The organism is Streptococcus mitis (assembly GCF_946190155.1).
Classification (GTDB): Bacteria; Bacillota; Bacilli; order Lactobacillales; family Streptococcaceae; genus Streptococcus; species Streptococcus mitis_CL.
Window position 1 is genome coordinate 326,828 of the sequence record NZ_CAMHZL010000001.1, and the last position, 16,933, is coordinate 343,760.

Sequence of the window (16,933 nt, forward strand, 5' to 3'; positions counted from 1 at the left end):
CTACTTTCTAGGAGTATGACTAAATTTTATAAAGTTGTATAGGTAAATAAAATCAGCGACCTTTCTATTTGAAATTGGATTCATCGCATTAATAAATTCCACAGTGTTCTATAGGAACTCATAAACTATATAACATGTTTTTCTATACCTGTTTATGGTTATATAGGAACAGTAAAATGTATAGAGGTGATTTAGTATGCGTAAAAAAGAAGATAAATACGATTTTAGAGCCGTTGGTTTAGCGATTAAAGAGGCTCGAATGAAACGGGGTCTCACTCGTGAACAAGTGGGAACAATGATTGAAATTGACCCACGTTATTTAACAAATATAGAAAACAAAGGACAACACCCAAGTACACAAGTGCTGTATGATCTTGTATCATTACTCCATGTATCTATTGATGAATTTTTCTTACCTACAGATAATTTGATTAAAAGCACTCGAAGGTTACAGGTAGAAAAATACATGGATAGCTTTACAGACAAAGAACTATCCTTAATGGAAGCACTAGCAAAAGGTATCAATGAAGCAAGAAATATTGAAGGCTAGTCAGTAAAATTCAGATAAACAAAAAGAGCCGATAAGATGAGAGTTTCATTTCTCAAATTATCGGCTCTGCGTCTTGGCGTCTGGCTCTTTGATTGTTATTATATTCATTTTTTGAACATTAATTAAAGTTTCGTTCTTACATTTGGGGCAGTATAAAGGGAAATTTTTAAGTATAGTATCCACTCGTATTCGTAGTCTTGTTTTATTTCCACAAATAGGACACAATATCCACTTGTAGTTTATAATAACAATCTCCTCCTTTCCACTTTAATTCAAATCTATATTAAAGAATATTTCATCTTATTTAATAAGAAACCATATTTATATAACAACATAAAACGCACTAAGTTATTTTATTGAACATATATCTTACTTTATCTATCCGACTATTTAGACGACGGGTCTGGCAAACAGGTTCGCCAGTGGTAACCTGATATCCTTTTAGCTCTGCTAAACAAACACTAAGCCCATTTGTAAAAAAAGTTAAATCATTGCGATAATCTTGAATACATCGAGCAGGAATTTCTCCAATAATAATGACCTCATTATTTTTCAGTTGAGTATTTACGATATTTGCACAATATTTGGGAGCATCGTTATATGCCCGTGAAAGATATTCCTGTGGTGCATAAACTTTAAAACTAAGATATGGCTCTAACAATTCTGTTCCAGCTTTTCTAAAGGCTTGCTCCAGTACAATAGGAGTAAGCATCCGAAAATCTGCTGGAGTACTAACAGGGCTATAGTATAAACCGTACTTAAAACAGATTTTACAATCCGTCACATTCCAACCATATAATCCTTGTTCGCAACCATAGCGTATCCCTTCCATAACTGCATTTTGAAATGATTGATTTAAGTATCCAAGAGAAACCGAGCTCTCATACTGCATTCCACTTCCCAACGGAAGCGGTGATACAGATAAACCAATGGAAGCCCAGAAAGGATTTGGCGGCACTTCGATGTGAATGGTATATTCTGCATTTTTTAACGGTCTCTCCATATAAATGACTGTAGGCTCTTTTAGTTCTATCTCCACATGATACTTTTCTTGCAACAGTGCACTAATCACTTCCATTTGTACTTTCCCTAAGAAAGAAAGTATGATTTCATGTGTCGCAGAATCCACATAATATCGCAGAAGCGGGTCACTGTCGGAGATTTCTAAAAGTGCATCAAGTAACATTTCCCTTTGTTGAGGTTTGCTCGGTTCAACAGTCGTTTGCAGCAGAGGGAGGGGATTTTCAATTCTCTCTCTCTGTGGCAATAGCTTTGTATCTCCAAGAACACTATTTAACTTCAAAAACTCATTCTGCAAAATAACAATTTCCCCGGAATAAGCCTTATCAATTTTACATAATTCACCATTTATTGAAGTATACATTTCTGTAATTTTTATTTTTTCCTTTTCCGATATTCTAACCGAATCTCGCAAATGCAGTACGCCACTATAAAGACGTATATATGCAAGACGCTGTCTTTTTTCCGAATACTCAATTTTGAAAACTTTTCCGCAAAGTTCAGACTGACCTCGATGTGTTGATGAATAAAATTTATTCGTAATCACTTCTATAAGGTTATCAATCCCTATATTGTTTTTTGCACTTCCGTGATAAACAGGGAACAGAGAACAATTCTGAAATCTTATGCTTTCCTCTTGTTCGAGTTCCAATGCTTCTAATGATTTACCGGACATATATTTCTCTAAAAGGTCATCGTTTCCCTCTATTACCGTATCCCATTGTTCAGATTCGGTAAAGTTCGTCACACACATATTAGGATACAGTTCTACCTTCTGTTTGATTACAATTTCGGCAGAAAGTTTCTCTTTAATATCCTGATAAACCGTTGATAAATCAATTCCATTTTGGTCAATCTTATTGATAAAAAAGATTGTGGGAATCCCCATTTTCCTAAGTGCATGAAATAATATACGAGTTTGTGCTTGTACGCCATCTTTTGCAGAAATCAGTAGAATTGCCCCATCTAAAACTGATAATGAACGATATACTTCTGCTAAGAAATCCATATGTCCTGGCGTGTCTATGATGTTCACCTTCGTATTTTCCCACTGAAAAGAGGTTATTCCTGTCTGAATTGTAATTCCTCTCTGACGTTCTAAAAGCGTATTATCCGTCCTCGTTGTACCTTTGTCCACGCTTCCTAATTCTGTAATCGCTCCACTGTTATATAATAAGCTTTCTGTTAAGGTAGTTTTTCCTGCATCAACATGAGCTAAAACTCCAATATTAATAATTTTCATGTGATTTTCCTCCATTCAAAAACCCAAAAGGGCATAAAAATCCCAGTGATAAATACTTTTATCACTGGGATTTTTATGCATAACCATAGGCATACAAAGCATACAGATATTCTCCGGATACTTTAGAATCACATGATAAAGGTATTCTTAAACTGGGTACAAAAAACTAAGCCCTCCTAAAAAAGGACATCCAATTATTTGTTCCCACTATCAAATTGACAGTTTATTTAAGAATACCTTGCCGCATATTTATTAACTCCTTTTAAATAGATACTTAAATAATAGCACGTAAGAGCATATTTGTCAAGGAATCTCCAATTTTTTATCAAAGAGAGTACGTGATTACAAAATAGCTGTAATCATGTACCAATATTTGTTATTCTATAATCTTCCAATTATCTTGTTTTTCTAATATCAACTCAAATTGCGAGATTTGGGTTGCCTTTGTTTCTTGATCTAAATATTTCACAGCGACATTCACGATTACTTGGTTATCTTTTCTGGTAAAGATAGGATTCACCAATTCCTCGAAAACATATTCCTTGTTAATCATAGGTAACACATGATTACTTACATAGTAAGTCAATTCTTTTTCTGTGGCGGTAGGATAGAGCTGGAAGAACGTTTCTAAAAAGCTAATGATTTCGTCCATCGTTTCTGTATCTACTGTATGGTCACTTTCTAGCTGTTTGGGTTGGTAGTCCGATTTTTGAGGTTTCTTACTCATTGTCGGATTTTTGATAATAACCATATTATCTGATTCATCTATATGGACAACCACATGAAAGCTAGACGATATAGTTTCCTTGTCTTTGTCTTCGGTAATAACTTGTTCAACAGAAAACAGTACCTCAAAGGTGTTCTCATTCACTTGAGAAACCTGCCACACCTGTATATCGTTCACACTAGAACTAGTAGGAATATCCTTACGAATCATTTCTTCATTTAATACCTGCAATTCTTCCGTCAAATAATGGGTCAATTTCTCATTTCGTTTATCAATGGCTTCTTGGGATTGTTGCCACGAAAAGTAGTCTTTCGCAAAGGATTTCACAAAACTTTCTACTTGGTTGGTATCGACAATCTGCTGTTTAATGATTTCTGTTTCACGGACAGTATGAGTGTCAATGGCAGTAAAATTTTTATAGATTCCAAATCCGACACTACCAATCAATAAAACCCATAAAACAAAGGTTAATTTCTTATGCGTGCCAACTTTAATCATCGGAACTTTTCTTTGCTTGCTCGGTTTTTTAGATTTCTTTGGTTTCTCCTTCTTTTCTTTTCGCTCGATTTTTATAATCATTTGATTCATTCCTTTCTTAGTTATGAATAACACGTCTAGCCCCAATCAGATGGTCTTGCCAATAACGACTGCTTAAGTCGCCATAACCGATTGGGTCGCCTGCTTGGGCTTCTTCCATAGAGATTTCTTGCGTAGCGTCATACTGATCTTGGGCGACACGAGGGAGAGAAATGCCAGCTTTGTCATACACCCATTGTATTAAGCCACTACAATCAAAAGAGGTGGTAGGCGACGCCCCTCCAAAGACATAGGGAAACCCTTCGTATTTCAAGGCTTCGTCCATAATGACTTGCACGGTTTCATCATCAAATTCTGTTGGGGAAGTGTCGGTTAGGTATTGTGAAACCAACTGAACATAAAACTGATTTCCATAGTTATATCGCCAACCACCATTCACAGGTATGGCTATGGGATTGGGATAGTCTGCTTTTTGACCACCCGACTTCTCTTTAGAAAACTGTTCGGCTAATTCATAGGTATATTTTTTCCCATGACTCCTCACATAATTTAAAAAGCCACCGCCATAATTATAAGATTGGATAACAGAATCTATATCCACTCCTTGTTGTTCTGCACTGGTTAATAATTCACTGAAATATTTAACCCCTTGTTTGATGGACTCTTCGGTACTCAAACTGTTGGGCGGTAAACCCAAAGATTCGGAACTTTGCATAACATCTTCTGCTGTACCGCCCGATTCCACTTGCATAATGGCTAAGATATAAGAAACATAGTCTTCAATCCCATATTCCTTACCATATTTTTCAATCAACGGACGGTGTGCCAACACTTCTGGTGAAACGGTCACACCGCCTTCTGGAATAGAAGAATCCTTGTTGTTTTCGCCACTGTCCGTATCATCTGCAAAGAAAATGACTAGGAATAATAAGAGAAAAAAGAAGAGAGAGAAGACCACACTACAAATCACTGTTATTTTTAGCTTCATGTTTGTTGTCCTCGCTTATCCGTTCTTTTATTTAGCTTCCTCTGATTGAATTGCTTCGGTGGTGTCTTTTGTTTTTGCTCTTTTTTCAATGGTCGCTGATGATTTTCACGTTTAGTGTTTTGTGACAAAACAGGCGTGACGGTTTGCTGACGCTTGCGAACATGCTGCTGGTTATTCTGAACAGGAGATGATGGGTTTTCTTTTCGTCTTTTTTCTTTTGCTTTATCCAGCTCCAAACGCTTTTGAGCAATGTTCTTTCGTTTTTGCTCCTGCTGGTTCATACGCTGTTGTTTGCGTTGAGCTTTGGTATCTGCCATAGATTGTTTAAAGTCTGTTACATTATGAGTGACATTCTCTTTTCCTTGATGAAGGGCATATTTGACATGGGTTGGTGTCGCCTGTATCTGTTGTTTTGCCTGCTTTCTTTTATTGACTAGACGATTTTTCGTGTCCAATACATGGGCTGTCTTTTCACCTAATCGTTGCCCGATACCGCCTTGTTGCTTTTTCACATTGGAAAGTGCTGTTTCTTTCTTTGGTGTAGTCCGTTCATTTTGACGAGTATGGTTAGCTTTATTGGTTTGATTCTGCTTTGTTGTCATTGTCTTTTGCTTCGTTGACCCTGCTTTTCCACGAAAAATCTTACTCATACTGCGTTGAAATCTTCTGGTTTGTCGATTCATCATTTGACGAGGTCTGCGAAACACTTGTCTGCCCATGTTTTGAGAGTCGTTGCTTTGTAAAGAGAATAGGCTCATTAAATCGCCCAGTTTAAAATAAATCCCTGCAAAGGTCACAATTTGTAAAAACATAATCATGAAAAAGGGAGAACTTGCTGACAGCGAATAAAGCATAGTGGAAATACTAAAGGCAACGGTAATAATCAAGGTAATACCAGCCCTTGTCATAATCACATTAAATAACTTGGTAATGGCATGCCTGCCCATGCCATCAAAACTCGGCAACATACTTAATAGGAAACTGATTGGCAAAAACATAGCGAAAATAATAAATAGCACTTGCGAAAAAATCATGATTCCTGTTAGAAGGAAAACAAAAATCGAGATACCAATATTGAATACAAACAAAAAGAAGACTGTTCCTAATCTGGAAATCGTCTTCGGTAGGGTTAAATAGGTATTGTCATGATCTTCAATTTCTTCAATCACTACATTTTCTCTATCTTCACCATTGTTTGTATCTGGACTGGTAGACAATAAACTTTCCACACGTTCTTCCCCTAACGCTTCTACATCAGTGGAGCCATATTGAAGCAATAGCCATGGTTGCTTTACTTGAACAGAGAATAAGCTGTCACGTATCATGTCCACACTGTCTTTCCCTTGACTATCCGTGTTAGGAAGAACAATTTTTGTCCCAATATTCAGACTGGCGGTACTGACATCTTTGGAAAAATCATTGATTTTCGCAATATAATCGGGTGCATACGCAATAAAGGAAGCCGATAGAATAAACACCACGACAAAGTTTAAAACAGCTCGTATCACTTTCGTCGTTTCTCGCTTAACCAATCCTGTATAGGCAACATAGATTCCAACAATGAGAATAAAAAGAAGGAGGAAACCGACATAAAACCCTGAACTGGAAAAGCCATTCGGTGTAATGCCTGCAATCGTCTGCATGTTTTCGCCAATTGCTTGGGATGTTTGACTAATGAAATCTAAGGCATAGGCTTCTTTCACCAAATAACCTGTGGCGTTCGATAGATAAAGAGAAATTGTCCAAATAAAATTAGTAATGGCATACAATCCATACATCACCGATTGTCCTATGCCATCACTCCAATTCCATGGAAGCCAGCCCCAGCTATTGTCCACATAATAATCAAGCTGATATTGATTCAAACCATACTTGGAGTATTCATTGCTTGTATCAATGGTTTCATCAACTAAGCCTGTCGCTTGTACTGCATTGCCCAGCGTGCCTAATAAAAGTAAAATAACGCCCACACAAAGGAGCGTTATCCAACTATAGTGAAGAAATTTCTTTTGTTTTTGTGTCATTCTTCCACCTCATTTCGCACAGGCGGTCTGGTATCAAAGGCATGAAGCAACTCTTCAAAAATCGGGTGAAACTGCATAACCCCTACACGACCATAGATGTCTGAAACTAAACATTGTCCATTTTCTAATTCACGTAAGCGTTTCTGATTGTTTTCATCTTCCTTGTCCACACCAAAAAATTCTAAGGTCTTTTTGATTTCCACTAGGTCAGTGGAACGAAAGGCAAATTTCAAGCCAATATTATTCTTCATCTTTTCATCTAGTAAATCGTCCGCGTTTTGAGTAACGAAATAGACCCCTGCATTCATGGCACGTCCTGCTCGAACCAATCGCATAGATAGAGCTTTTCCTTGTGCCACTTGTAAAAAACTCCAAGCCTCATCAAGGTCAACAATTTTAAAAATGGAACGGTCAGAGTGGATAAAGTCTAAAGCAAAGGTACTAATGACAATCAGCATTGCCACACTTAATAATTCCATGGTAGTGTATTCTTCAAAAGAGCTATTGGAATCGGGTAAGACCAAATCTGCCACTTGAATAATATTGAGTTGTTTTTCCAAGCTAATGGATTGGGTGACACTGCCATCACTGAATAACAGATGGGCAAAATCATAATCGACAAAGCTTTCGATATGGTCAGCAATACTATTGCTGATGGGCGTATCTTCTTTTCGCAATTCATCAATCACCAATAACAACCCTCGTTGTTTGCTTTGAGTTACACTCCGAATAGCTTTACGCAGGACAGGAAACTTCTCGCTATCTCGGCTGGAAATACCTGTTAAGAACGTGAGAATATCAATGGCAAGGCTTTCTGAATCTTTCGGGAGTTTTAAAATCACATAAGGGTCAAGTAACCCTTTATTGTCGTTCTCACTCGTGAGATTAACAATATTGATTTCATGGGCAATATCAGGTAAGGTTTCTTTCCATTCACCACGTTCAGCTTTTGGGTCAACAATGGTTGCCTGTCCGCCAAAGAGTACTGAATAATAGACCAGCATATTGTTAGAGAATGATTTTCCGCCACCTAATGAACCAATAAAAGCGGACGCTAATGCATTTGTTACAGAGCCTTTAATTCCTTGACTTGCAAGGCTAGGTTGGAGATAAATATTTCTGCCTGTATCGAGATTGTAACCGACGTAAATACCAGAATTTTCACCAATCATTTGTGTAGCACCGAAACCAAGACCAGCCAAAAAATCCGACGTGACATATTGAATATAGTCATTGATATATCGCTTGCTTGAGGGAATAAATTCATTATGCAAGCCTAGCATATCGCCAAAAGGTCGTACTAATTTGATAGACAGATCATCATAAAAATCTTTTACTTCATCACAACGTTGTTTCAGCTCGTCCAAATTCTTTGCCGATACCCGTACCACATAGCTTAGTTTGTACATAGATTCTTTGGTTTGGTCTAAATTACTTTCTAATTCATCGACAGATTCTAAAGCGTCCACCACATTAGTACTGGTTTCGTTGTCGCTTTCCCATGCGTGGCTATCTAAATCTTTCAGTTCTTTCTTTTTATTGCGAACGGTAGATAAGGCTTTTTTATTGGCGACAATTTCAACATTCATACTGGTATCAACGGGGAAAGTAAACTGCTGTTGCTGGTAATAAAAAATTTCACTATTAGGGAAATCCAATTCACCAACAATACTATTAATTGTAAAATACGCCACATAAGTAGTGGTATCTTCCTGTTCAATCCGTAAATAGCGTTGATTTTCTTCGATTAAACAGCGAGTGGGTTTGAGAATATCGTATTTCTTTACCAACACTTTTTTATCTTCGTATCTTTTCGGTAAATGGTAGTCGTAGTCATCAAAAGGGACACCTGTTTGCCCGTAAAGATGTTCAATAATATAACCAAAATCATCTTTCTCCAATTTACGAATCTGAAAGCGTCTGGATAATTTACTTTCTAACAACTGTTCCATCTTAGAAAAGCGTTCGATTTCCGCCATAGGCATAGAAACAAAATCGCCCATTAATTTGTGATTCACACCATGAAAGAATTCCGCAAATGCTTTTTGAATTTCTTTCCCAACATTTTTTACGGATACTTCCTGTTCATTGAGGTAGAGTTTAAAACCAATAAAAAAGCGATAGTCTACTTGATTGTCACCAATCATAGAAATTAACGCTTCGGTCTGTTCATCTATTTTTTCGTAAGCTATCTCTTTTAATCGTCCAGTGATTTCTTTTTTCGATTGTTCCTGTGTGGCTCGAATACTTGATTCGGTTGCTAGTTGCAGAGCATGAATCTTGCCATCACGATTTTGGGCAATCAATTGACAGAAATTATCATGAACTTGAATTTTTTCATCGGAACTTAAAAAACTGTAATTATAGGGAATTAATTCATAATAAGCGAATACTTCGCCATCATGATTAAATACGAGATTATCTTCCATATATTTAATCGGATATGCCATCTAGTTGTTCACTCCTTACAATCGTAATCGATTCATTCATTGTTTCTTTTTTTAATCGTATTTGTTTGCCAGCGTAGGTTACTTTAGGGCGTAGAGCATAGGTAATGATAGACTTTAGAAATCCATAGGGTTTCTTTCCGTCGAAGGTCTTTTGGCACATGAACCCAGTGAGAACAATGGGAATTCCTAAGTATTTGAGTAGTGCTCCGTCAATCAGAGAAAGTGGTGGTAAACTGCCAAAGAGTATGACGACAAACAAAGAAACGATAAACCATGTCATTTGCGTAAAGGTAATTGGGAAAGGGAGTTGTAAATCATTAATCGCATAAATCACTTTTTCTACTGACCAAATACTGGTGTAACTTCTTATTTTTTTCATGTCTTCACGTCCTTTCCGTAAAAATAGAAAAAGAACAATCAAAATAGGTGATTGCTCTTTCAATGCTTTAACTATTCAATTTTATTTTTTGTCCATTTTGCAATAATACCTTCATCAGTTTCTTCATCATCTGGATTCATTGAATATCTGAAACTTAAATTGGTATCTGACCCTAATCGTTCATATAAGCTGGGTCTATACAATCTCGTTTTATTGTCATTAAAAGGACTTCGTTTTCCCAGCTCACCATTTCCCTTTAAAGGATTTCTTCTAACTGAAAAACAATATTTTTTTCTGGGATCTTCTGAATCACTTTGACTTAATGAGAAACACATGGCTTCTTTTTGGTCTTCATTTTTCTTCTCACTAACTTCTGTCGGAATAAATCGAGCAAGAGTTTGGCTAAATTGAAATAAAACATCTCCCAAGTTACTACTGTATTCGATACCAAAATATTCTCTTATTGTTTTCGTGTCTGTATATAATTTTACCGAATTAGCATAGACAGCTAGCATATCTGAAAAATCGTTTTCCTTTAAAAATTCTAGTTTTAACAGAGCATATTCTGGAACTTTTTCCTCTTTTTCAAATAGCTTAACAAGTACAATATAATTTTGCTGTTTGTAACGAAAGTAAAAGGAATCTATCACCCAGCCTTTATCTTTCATGTCTAGTTTTAATAGTTTAAGATTTTCAAATACATTTACCATAATTTATACCTCTCCGTGCTATTTATTAATTTAATTATAACACGGATTGTTAAACTTACTGACAATATTCAAATACCCCATGAGAGGTAACTAGGTAATTACCCTCTATTTCCATATCACGTCCCAAAGATTGGTAGTCAATATAATTTTGTAAATTGGAAGGGACTTCACCAAGCTGTCCTGTTTCTTCCACGTAATAACGGGCGACATCTTCCATCGAATCACAATCACTATAACAATGAATATCCTCTTTGTTTTCCAGTAATTCTTCCAAGCTACTAAACCACATGCCTTGAATTTCTTTGAGTTCATTATAAATAGGTGTACCTTCGATTTCTTGAATGGCTTCACATAGACGGTTGATTTCACTAATCGGCGTGTATTCGTCCACATCAAAAGGAAGCTCAAAATCATGTATTGCATATTCTTCGTAGTCCTCATTTAAACCGATTCTTTCTGCCATTTCTTCCTCATCAATTGGTGGAGTAAACCATGCTCCGACTAATTCACCTTCATTATACCGTCCTAAATTTGCCACATAGACTTTCATTTCCAATTCTTATCACATCCTTTTTATAAAAATAGTCATAAAAAAAGTAGCAATCAGTTAATGACGCTACTTATCAAGGTATCCGCTAATATAATCTGTAACTGTACTTGAAATACCTATTATTAGTTTTGCTTCTCTCTTTCCAATAATATTTGTATTAGGGTGTGCAAGTGAATGCCTATTTCTTGCTTCATTAAGAGAGCTAATCATTCCATTTGATGACCTTATCGTTGTCTTCACTATATCAGCAAGTTCAGTAGGTTGAATTTCTTTTTCAATTAATTGTTGTATCCTACTATATAATTTAGATAGATTTTCGTCTCTAGGAACTGTAATTTCATATTTTTTTAGTATTTCAATTAAATATCCATGAAAAGCAGTGTGAACTCTGTCAAAGGCACGTTGATATTCACCATTACTCATGAAAGACTCAGCGTCTTCAATAGCTTGTGAAATCACATCACTAATTTTCAACTGACTAAAGTTAATTACTTCGTAATTCTCTGGAAGTGGTACTAAAATAGTATCCACTAATACATTATCACCTTGTTTATCATATATGGAGCTTGCTGTCTGGGTAAGCAAATCTTTATGACTTTCAAAAAAGTCTAAATCATCAAAAGGAGCTCTTATTTTAAGATAGGTGCAAAGCGTATTCCAATCCCTTTTGTATCCTTTATAATAAGTAAACTCGTTAGTCTCATCTAAAGTTACCTCTGATATTTTCATTTTAGAAACAATCTCGTTACCTCCTTCATAATAATTTGAAGAGCTCTTTCTTTCTAATGTTTTAATTAAAAGAGATTTAAATTGATCATTTGTAAACATATTCATGGATCCTTTCATAACAAAATATATACTTCCTATTTTATCATGAAAAATATCTGTTAAGCACCAATGATTCGGTTAAATAAGTTTAATAACACATCTTTCACGCCAGCTGCATTGAACACAAGTCCGACGGCGATTAAAGCAATAATCAAAAAGCCAATAAGTTTTGAAAATTCTCGTTTAAAACCTAAAAACAGTCCAATGACGACAATCGCTAACAATACCAATGACTGTGCATTATCCAAGAACCAGTTGTACAAATTCTGCCCAAAATTCATGTGATTGTCCTCCTTTCCTTAAGATATTTTTCTCGATAGTAGATATAGCTTTTTACACGCTTTAATAATTGAAAAGGAGTTAAATGCTCTCCATAAACAGTTATTCGACTGGTATAATTCTTATAAAATCTCACTTTGTAAAAATCATAGGTATAGATGGTATCACCAGCTTGCCGTTTTCCCTCAATAATGAGAGACGTATATTTCCCTGTATTTTGTATATACGCTTGAAACCCTAACTTCTTTAATTCTTCTGTTAAGAGGCTCATGTAATCAAATCCTCCATGCCTAGATGTTGTTGTTCAATTAATTTCTCATGTTTTTCTGTCAGTTTGGCTTCATGAATCATGGTGGAAATAATGGTTGTACCGTTGAGAATATCTAAAATGCTTGCGACTTTTAATGTAGGGGCGACTTGATGATGTAACCAGTTCAATGTTCGTTCAAAAGAATAAGGTTCTGGCTGTATGGTTAGGCGTAATGCTCCACGATTTTTGCCGATAAACCATTCCCAGCGTTCATTGGTTTGCCAATCACTCCGTCGCTTGGTTTCGTCCTTATCGGCAAAGCGAATATAACGATTGATAATCTCAAACGCTGTTTTTTCTGCATTTTGATGTTCCAACAAATCTTTCATGGCTTGAGTGGCTCTGTCGTTTTTCAAACGAATTTCAAAGCGATTCTTTACTTCTGCGTCTTCTAAGGCAATATCATTTTTCACGTATTGCTCATAATCTTTCTCATATATACAGAAATAGACTTCGCTTTTTAATGAGCCAATATAAAGGGTGTTTCCCATGTCTGGTTTTTCATCACGGTGAACCAATTCACCACTGCGATAATTTTTAAAGCTCCGAAAGACGGAAATACATTCTTCCTGTTTACATTTCTTTGCCAATTCTGGAATATTCAAAATCCCTGTTTTATCGTTGATGGCTAAATCCAAGCGTTTGAAAATACCTTTATGTTCCATGCAATCTTGAAAGAAACCATACCAGCTCCGATGTTGAGCCAATAGAAAGTTTTCAAATTGCCGACAGCCTTTTCCTTTCAGTTCTAATAAAACCCCTTTACTTACATCATGAGAGACTAGGACAACAATATCACCGAAACGATAGTGTTCGGGATAAGAATAATAGCCAAAGTCTTCGTGTAGCATATAATCCATATTCAAGCGTAAAACCTCACCGATAATTTGAGACACATCATTGGTAGGGAATCGAATCCGTACATAGTCGAATAACATCTCCAATGGGTTATCGGGATTGAAGCGTTCCAAAGCGTTCAGTAAATCTTCTTTCACCTGTTGAGTAGGGACTGCCTTGCCTGTTTCAATATCCGATAGGTAAGGTCTGGTAATATGAGAAGCAACCGCCAGTTTATTTTGAGAAACGCCATAAGCCAGTCGCTTTTCTTTCAATTCCTTAATCCAAATTTTTTCGTTTTCCATTCGCAAACCTCCAATCTAAAAAAGATGTAAACTATGACCCTTGAGTTTACATCTTTCCTATTTTCCGCAATTCCTTGTACCATCAACATTGGTTGATGAGAATTGCCTGTTTTCAGTTGTATTTGTGCCCCCCTGTTAGGTAGAGGGGGCTAAAGGATTGGCGTGGCTAACGCCACACCAATCAAAGCAAGTCTGAACCTGTACCTTTCACTTCGTGCGGTACAGGCTCAGATTGCTTTTTTTGAATGACTTTTCCTATTTCTCCTAAGAAATCATACCTTTTTGGTACAAGGGGTGTATAAAACTCACTAATCACACTTTTTCCTGTATCCACATAACCTCTTCCCTTGATGGGTTTTAAGAAAAATTGTTTTTGTGTATCGCTTCCAAACATCATACCGAAGCCCATTTCAGACATACGACCCAAAGCCACACGGAAGTTAAAGTTATCTCGAATACCATCACTAAAATATTTTGCGTCTGGACGCTGACAGGCAAGAATTAAAAAGAAGCCTGCTTGTCGTCCGAGCATAACAATTTGTTTGAGTTTATTCATAACTTGTGCACTATCACGACCTAACATATCCATCATCGCCACATATTCATCAAAAATCAGGAAGTTCGCAGGTAGACCAAGATACGCATAATTTTCTCCTGTTTTGTAGTTCGGGTGTTGCTTCATGGTTTCACTACGGGCAATCATATCGTCGTAAAATTGACTAATACATGCCAGCATATCGTCTTTACGGTAATAGACATTATCTATGACCGCTCCTAAGTCTGCCAAATCAGCATTTTTAGGGTCGAGAATATAAAGCTTCGCATTTGTATGCAGGAGAGATTCAATCAATGTGAGAATAAAATAGGATTTTCCACTACCCGTGCCCCCAGCAATTAACATGTGAGGGAGAGAATCAAACTCCCAATAGACCGATTCCATCAATTTGACACGTCCATCTTGAGCTACCACATCTTCAATGCCAATTCGATTGCCAATGGTGTCATAAAGTAGAACATACTCTACATAAGAATCTTTCAACGTTTTTTCCACTAATTCACAATACAAGCCTGTTTCTAGTTTGTTTTCTAAGTGCAAGAGCTGATCTTGATATTTCCCTAAAGTGATTTCTACATGAATATGGATCAGTCCATCTTTCATTCGGTAATACATTTTAGGAAAATGGCGGATTCGTTGTTTGGTTTTCTTGCTGGATAAGTCTTTAAAGAATCCCTCTGATTGAGTTTCTTCGGCTTCATACCAATGGTTTTCTAAAATCATACGAGCTAACTTTTGACGGTGCTCTAACTGTTTTATAGAATCTATGCGATAGTGATAATAGAGCCAGCTGATGAGTCCGCATACAAAAAAAGCAGTGAGAATACTGCTCCAAAAGTATGGCGTATGCAGTTGATAGAAAAATGTATCTAACTGAACTGTTTGCCAATTCACCGATTGTAACGTTCTCCAATGAAAAGGGAGTAGAACGACTAGAAAAACTATCAGCAATGAAATCAGCACAAAATGATAGACCAAGTCCTTATCGTTGGCTTTGATTCGCTTTCCTCTGTCATGAAGCAATGGCATAAAAATCCTCCTTTCCATCTATCAAAATAATTGTGTATTGTAGATACGAGCCTGTTTATCAAAAGTTGGTTGAGAAATGGCTTCATATTTCCGATAAGCGATTCGCTTTTCAAAGCGTAAATCTTTTTCTTTCGGATAATAATGACGTCGATAGAGCGTGTGTCCTAACAGTTTTTTCGCTTCTTTTGTCAACGGATAGAGATAGCGAAACATGCGTCCATTGATTTTCTCAATCCCTTTGTATTCGCAAAATGCCTGGGAAAGCCAATGCTTTTTCTCTACCTGTTCAAAACGAGCATTTTCCTCTAATAAAAAGCGAGCACTTCGAGGGTGTATCTTTTCCCATGACTGTTTATCACGATAGACACTTGTCTTGAAATACCCGCAGTAAAAGAAGTTGGACGCTTGATAGACATAGCCACATTTTCCCTCAATTCCATCTGCCAATGTATATAAAAAATGACAGTCCGTATGTTCTTTCAACCACTTAATTAGAGCTGAAAGAGCTTGACTGCCAAAATAATTGGTTTGATTCATTTCTGGAAGAAAACACATCTTTCCAATTTCTAAATAATCTGTGGTTTGAAGGGAACTGTCGGGAAAGAGTTTGCGTATGGTTTGTAGGGGTTGCGTACCCCAGCCTAATTCCACAACGCCTAATAATTTTTCTTCTGAAAAAATCCCTAGAAAGTATTTACACAATCTAGGGAGTATCTTTGAATAATGGTATTGCCGAATAAAAGAAATGGCTTCATCTTTCGGAATTTCTTTCAAAATCAATGGTGTGTTTGTCATAAGCAACACCTATTTTTCACTTTCGGACGCTTCTTTTTTATATTTCTGATGAGGTTTTGTCTGTCCTTTTAATACAAGATCGTCTGCTTTCACGTACCAATCAACGTCTGCCCCTCGAAAAGTAGCCGTCGCTACGGTATCTGCCACAGGATTGATTAATTCCACTTCTGCGTTGTAGTCAAATTCTTTCAAAGGAACAGAAGCGGGGATACTGACTTGTATCATGCGTCCTTGTCCTTTTGATTTTAAGTCATAGGTACGTTCTTTAATTTCTTCGGAAACCGAACCATCTTCATTTTGAATACGAACCTCACGACGTAAAGCGGAAAATTTCAATGTGCCAAATGTCTGGTCTTTTTCAATCACAATACCTTCTGCTAATCTCATATTTTTTCACCTTTCCTTTCTTAAGCTTTCACCATATCGTCTGCGTGCATAATGTAATTGGTAAATCCTCTATTGCCAATTTTATAACCTTCTGCGGTAATACGTGGGTTGATGAGTCTGACTTTTTCGTCGGATTCAAAATGTTTCTCGCCAGCTTCGGAGGGAAGAATGACAACAATATCATCTGCTCGTTGAATCGTTGAGTATAAATTGTAGCTACGAGAGAGAATAGTTGGTCTGCCATTGACTCGACGTTGTTCAATATTCCCTTCACCAGCATATTCTAATTGACCAAATGTTTTTTCCATATTGGGAATGACATATTTTAATTCCATAAGTGTATCGTTCCTTTCTCACATAAAATATTTTTGACTTACTTTATTCATTTAAAAATTTGTTAGTATCACAACCTTTCAAAGCATAAAAAAT

Annotated in this window: 18 protein-coding genes and 1 pseudogene; 1 reads left to right on the plus strand and 18 read right to left on the minus strand. The window is 36.5% G+C overall.

The annotated features are described in order from the left end of the window. The first annotated feature begins 196 nt into the window (after positions 1-196). Entirely contained in the window at positions 197-550 is a 354-nt protein-coding gene (locus N8O80_RS01550; RefSeq protein ID WP_001227350.1) for a helix-turn-helix domain-containing protein, read from the plus strand. Positions 551-607: 57 nt separating this feature from the next. On the opposite strand, the gene N8O80_RS01555 is transcribed toward N8O80_RS01550, so the two are convergent. The 18 genes and pseudogenes from N8O80_RS01555 to N8O80_RS01640 all read right to left on the minus strand — a co-directional run bounded on the left by N8O80_RS01555 (position 608) and on the right by N8O80_RS01640 (position 16,839). After that, positions 608-775 (minus strand): cysteine-rich KTR domain-containing protein, encoded by a 168-nt coding sequence (locus tag N8O80_RS01555; RefSeq protein WP_001803271.1) that lies wholly within the window; start codon positions 773-775, stop codon positions 608-610. Positions 776-893: 118 nt separating this feature from the next. Next, the gene (tet(M), locus tag N8O80_RS01560) at positions 894-2,813 is read right to left on the minus strand and encodes a tetracycline resistance ribosomal protection protein Tet(M) (protein ID WP_261026548.1); all 1,920 of its coding nucleotides are present in this window, start codon (positions 2,811-2,813) and stop codon (positions 894-896) included. Between the two features lie 15 nt (positions 2,814-2,828). After that, positions 2,829-2,876 (minus strand): annotated as a pseudogene (locus N8O80_RS09765) (hypothetical protein); the annotation flags it as partial. Between the two features lie 313 nt (positions 2,877-3,189). After that, entirely contained in the window at positions 3,190-4,119 is a 930-nt protein-coding gene (locus N8O80_RS01570; RefSeq protein ID WP_016397078.1) for a conjugal transfer protein, read from the minus strand. 16 nt (positions 4,120-4,135) lie between these two features. Next, on the minus strand, positions 4,136-5,065 hold the full coding sequence (locus N8O80_RS01575) for a bifunctional lytic transglycosylase/C40 family peptidase (RefSeq protein WP_136279988.1): 930 nt from the start codon (positions 5,063-5,065) through the stop codon (positions 4,136-4,138). Next, entirely contained in the window at positions 5,062-7,089 is a 2,028-nt protein-coding gene (locus N8O80_RS01580; protein ID WP_000192392.1) for a CD3337/EF1877 family mobilome membrane protein, read from the minus strand. Before N8O80_RS01580 ends, N8O80_RS01575 begins: the two co-directional genes overlap by 4 nt. Continuing rightward, on the minus strand, positions 7,086-9,539 hold the full coding sequence (gene tcpF / locus N8O80_RS01585) for a conjugal transfer ATPase TcpF (RefSeq protein WP_000331165.1): 2,454 nt from the start codon (positions 9,537-9,539) through the stop codon (positions 7,086-7,088). The genes N8O80_RS01580 and tcpF overlap by 4 nt, the downstream gene beginning before the upstream one ends. Beyond that, a complete protein-coding gene (locus N8O80_RS01590) occupies positions 9,523-9,918 on the minus strand; it encodes a conjugal transfer protein (RefSeq protein WP_000723887.1) in 396 nt (131 codons plus the stop codon). The genes tcpF and N8O80_RS01590 overlap by 17 nt, the downstream gene beginning before the upstream one ends. A 71-nt stretch (positions 9,919-9,989) precedes the next feature. After that, a complete protein-coding gene (locus tag N8O80_RS01595; RefSeq protein ID WP_000248477.1) occupies positions 9,990-10,628 on the minus strand; it encodes a DUF6037 family protein in 639 nt (212 codons plus the stop codon). 55 nt (positions 10,629-10,683) lie between these two features. Beyond that, a complete protein-coding gene (locus tag N8O80_RS01600) occupies positions 10,684-11,178 on the minus strand; it encodes an antirestriction protein ArdA (RefSeq protein ID WP_000870467.1) in 495 nt (164 codons plus the stop codon). A 66-nt stretch (positions 11,179-11,244) separates the two neighbouring features. Further along, on the minus strand, positions 11,245-12,006 hold the full coding sequence (locus tag N8O80_RS01605; protein ID WP_000494842.1) for an abortive infection family protein: 762 nt from the start codon (positions 12,004-12,006) through the stop codon (positions 11,245-11,247). Positions 12,007-12,065: 59 nt separating this feature from the next. After that, a complete protein-coding gene (locus N8O80_RS01610; protein ID WP_001009054.1) occupies positions 12,066-12,287 on the minus strand; it encodes a hypothetical protein in 222 nt (73 codons plus the stop codon). Further along, a complete protein-coding gene (locus N8O80_RS01615; RefSeq protein WP_002388720.1) occupies positions 12,284-12,556 on the minus strand; it encodes a hypothetical protein in 273 nt (90 codons plus the stop codon). Before N8O80_RS01615 ends, N8O80_RS01610 begins: the two co-directional genes overlap by 4 nt. Next, entirely contained in the window at positions 12,553-13,737 is a 1,185-nt protein-coding gene (mobT, locus tag N8O80_RS01620; protein WP_002388719.1) for a MobT family relaxase, read from the minus strand. Before mobT ends, N8O80_RS01615 begins: the two co-directional genes overlap by 4 nt. A 181-nt stretch (positions 13,738-13,918) precedes the next feature. Further along, positions 13,919-15,322 (minus strand): FtsK/SpoIIIE domain-containing protein, encoded by a 1,404-nt coding sequence (locus N8O80_RS01625; RefSeq protein WP_001130247.1) that lies wholly within the window; start codon positions 15,320-15,322, stop codon positions 13,919-13,921. A 21-nt stretch (positions 15,323-15,343) separates the two neighbouring features. After that, on the minus strand, positions 15,344-16,117 hold the full coding sequence (locus N8O80_RS01630; protein WP_002388713.1) for a Mom family adenine methylcarbamoylation protein: 774 nt from the start codon (positions 16,115-16,117) through the stop codon (positions 15,344-15,346). A 9-nt stretch (positions 16,118-16,126) separates the two neighbouring features. Continuing rightward, complete coding sequence (locus N8O80_RS01635) at positions 16,127-16,504, minus strand: YdcP family protein (RefSeq protein ID WP_001234189.1); 378 nt, start codon at positions 16,502-16,504, stop codon at positions 16,127-16,129. 20 nt (positions 16,505-16,524) lie between these two features. Further along, positions 16,525-16,839, minus strand: a complete 315-nt coding sequence (locus tag N8O80_RS01640; RefSeq protein ID WP_000421280.1) for a YdcP family protein — start codon at positions 16,837-16,839, stop codon at positions 16,525-16,527. Between the last annotated feature and the right edge of the window lie 94 nt (positions 16,840-16,933).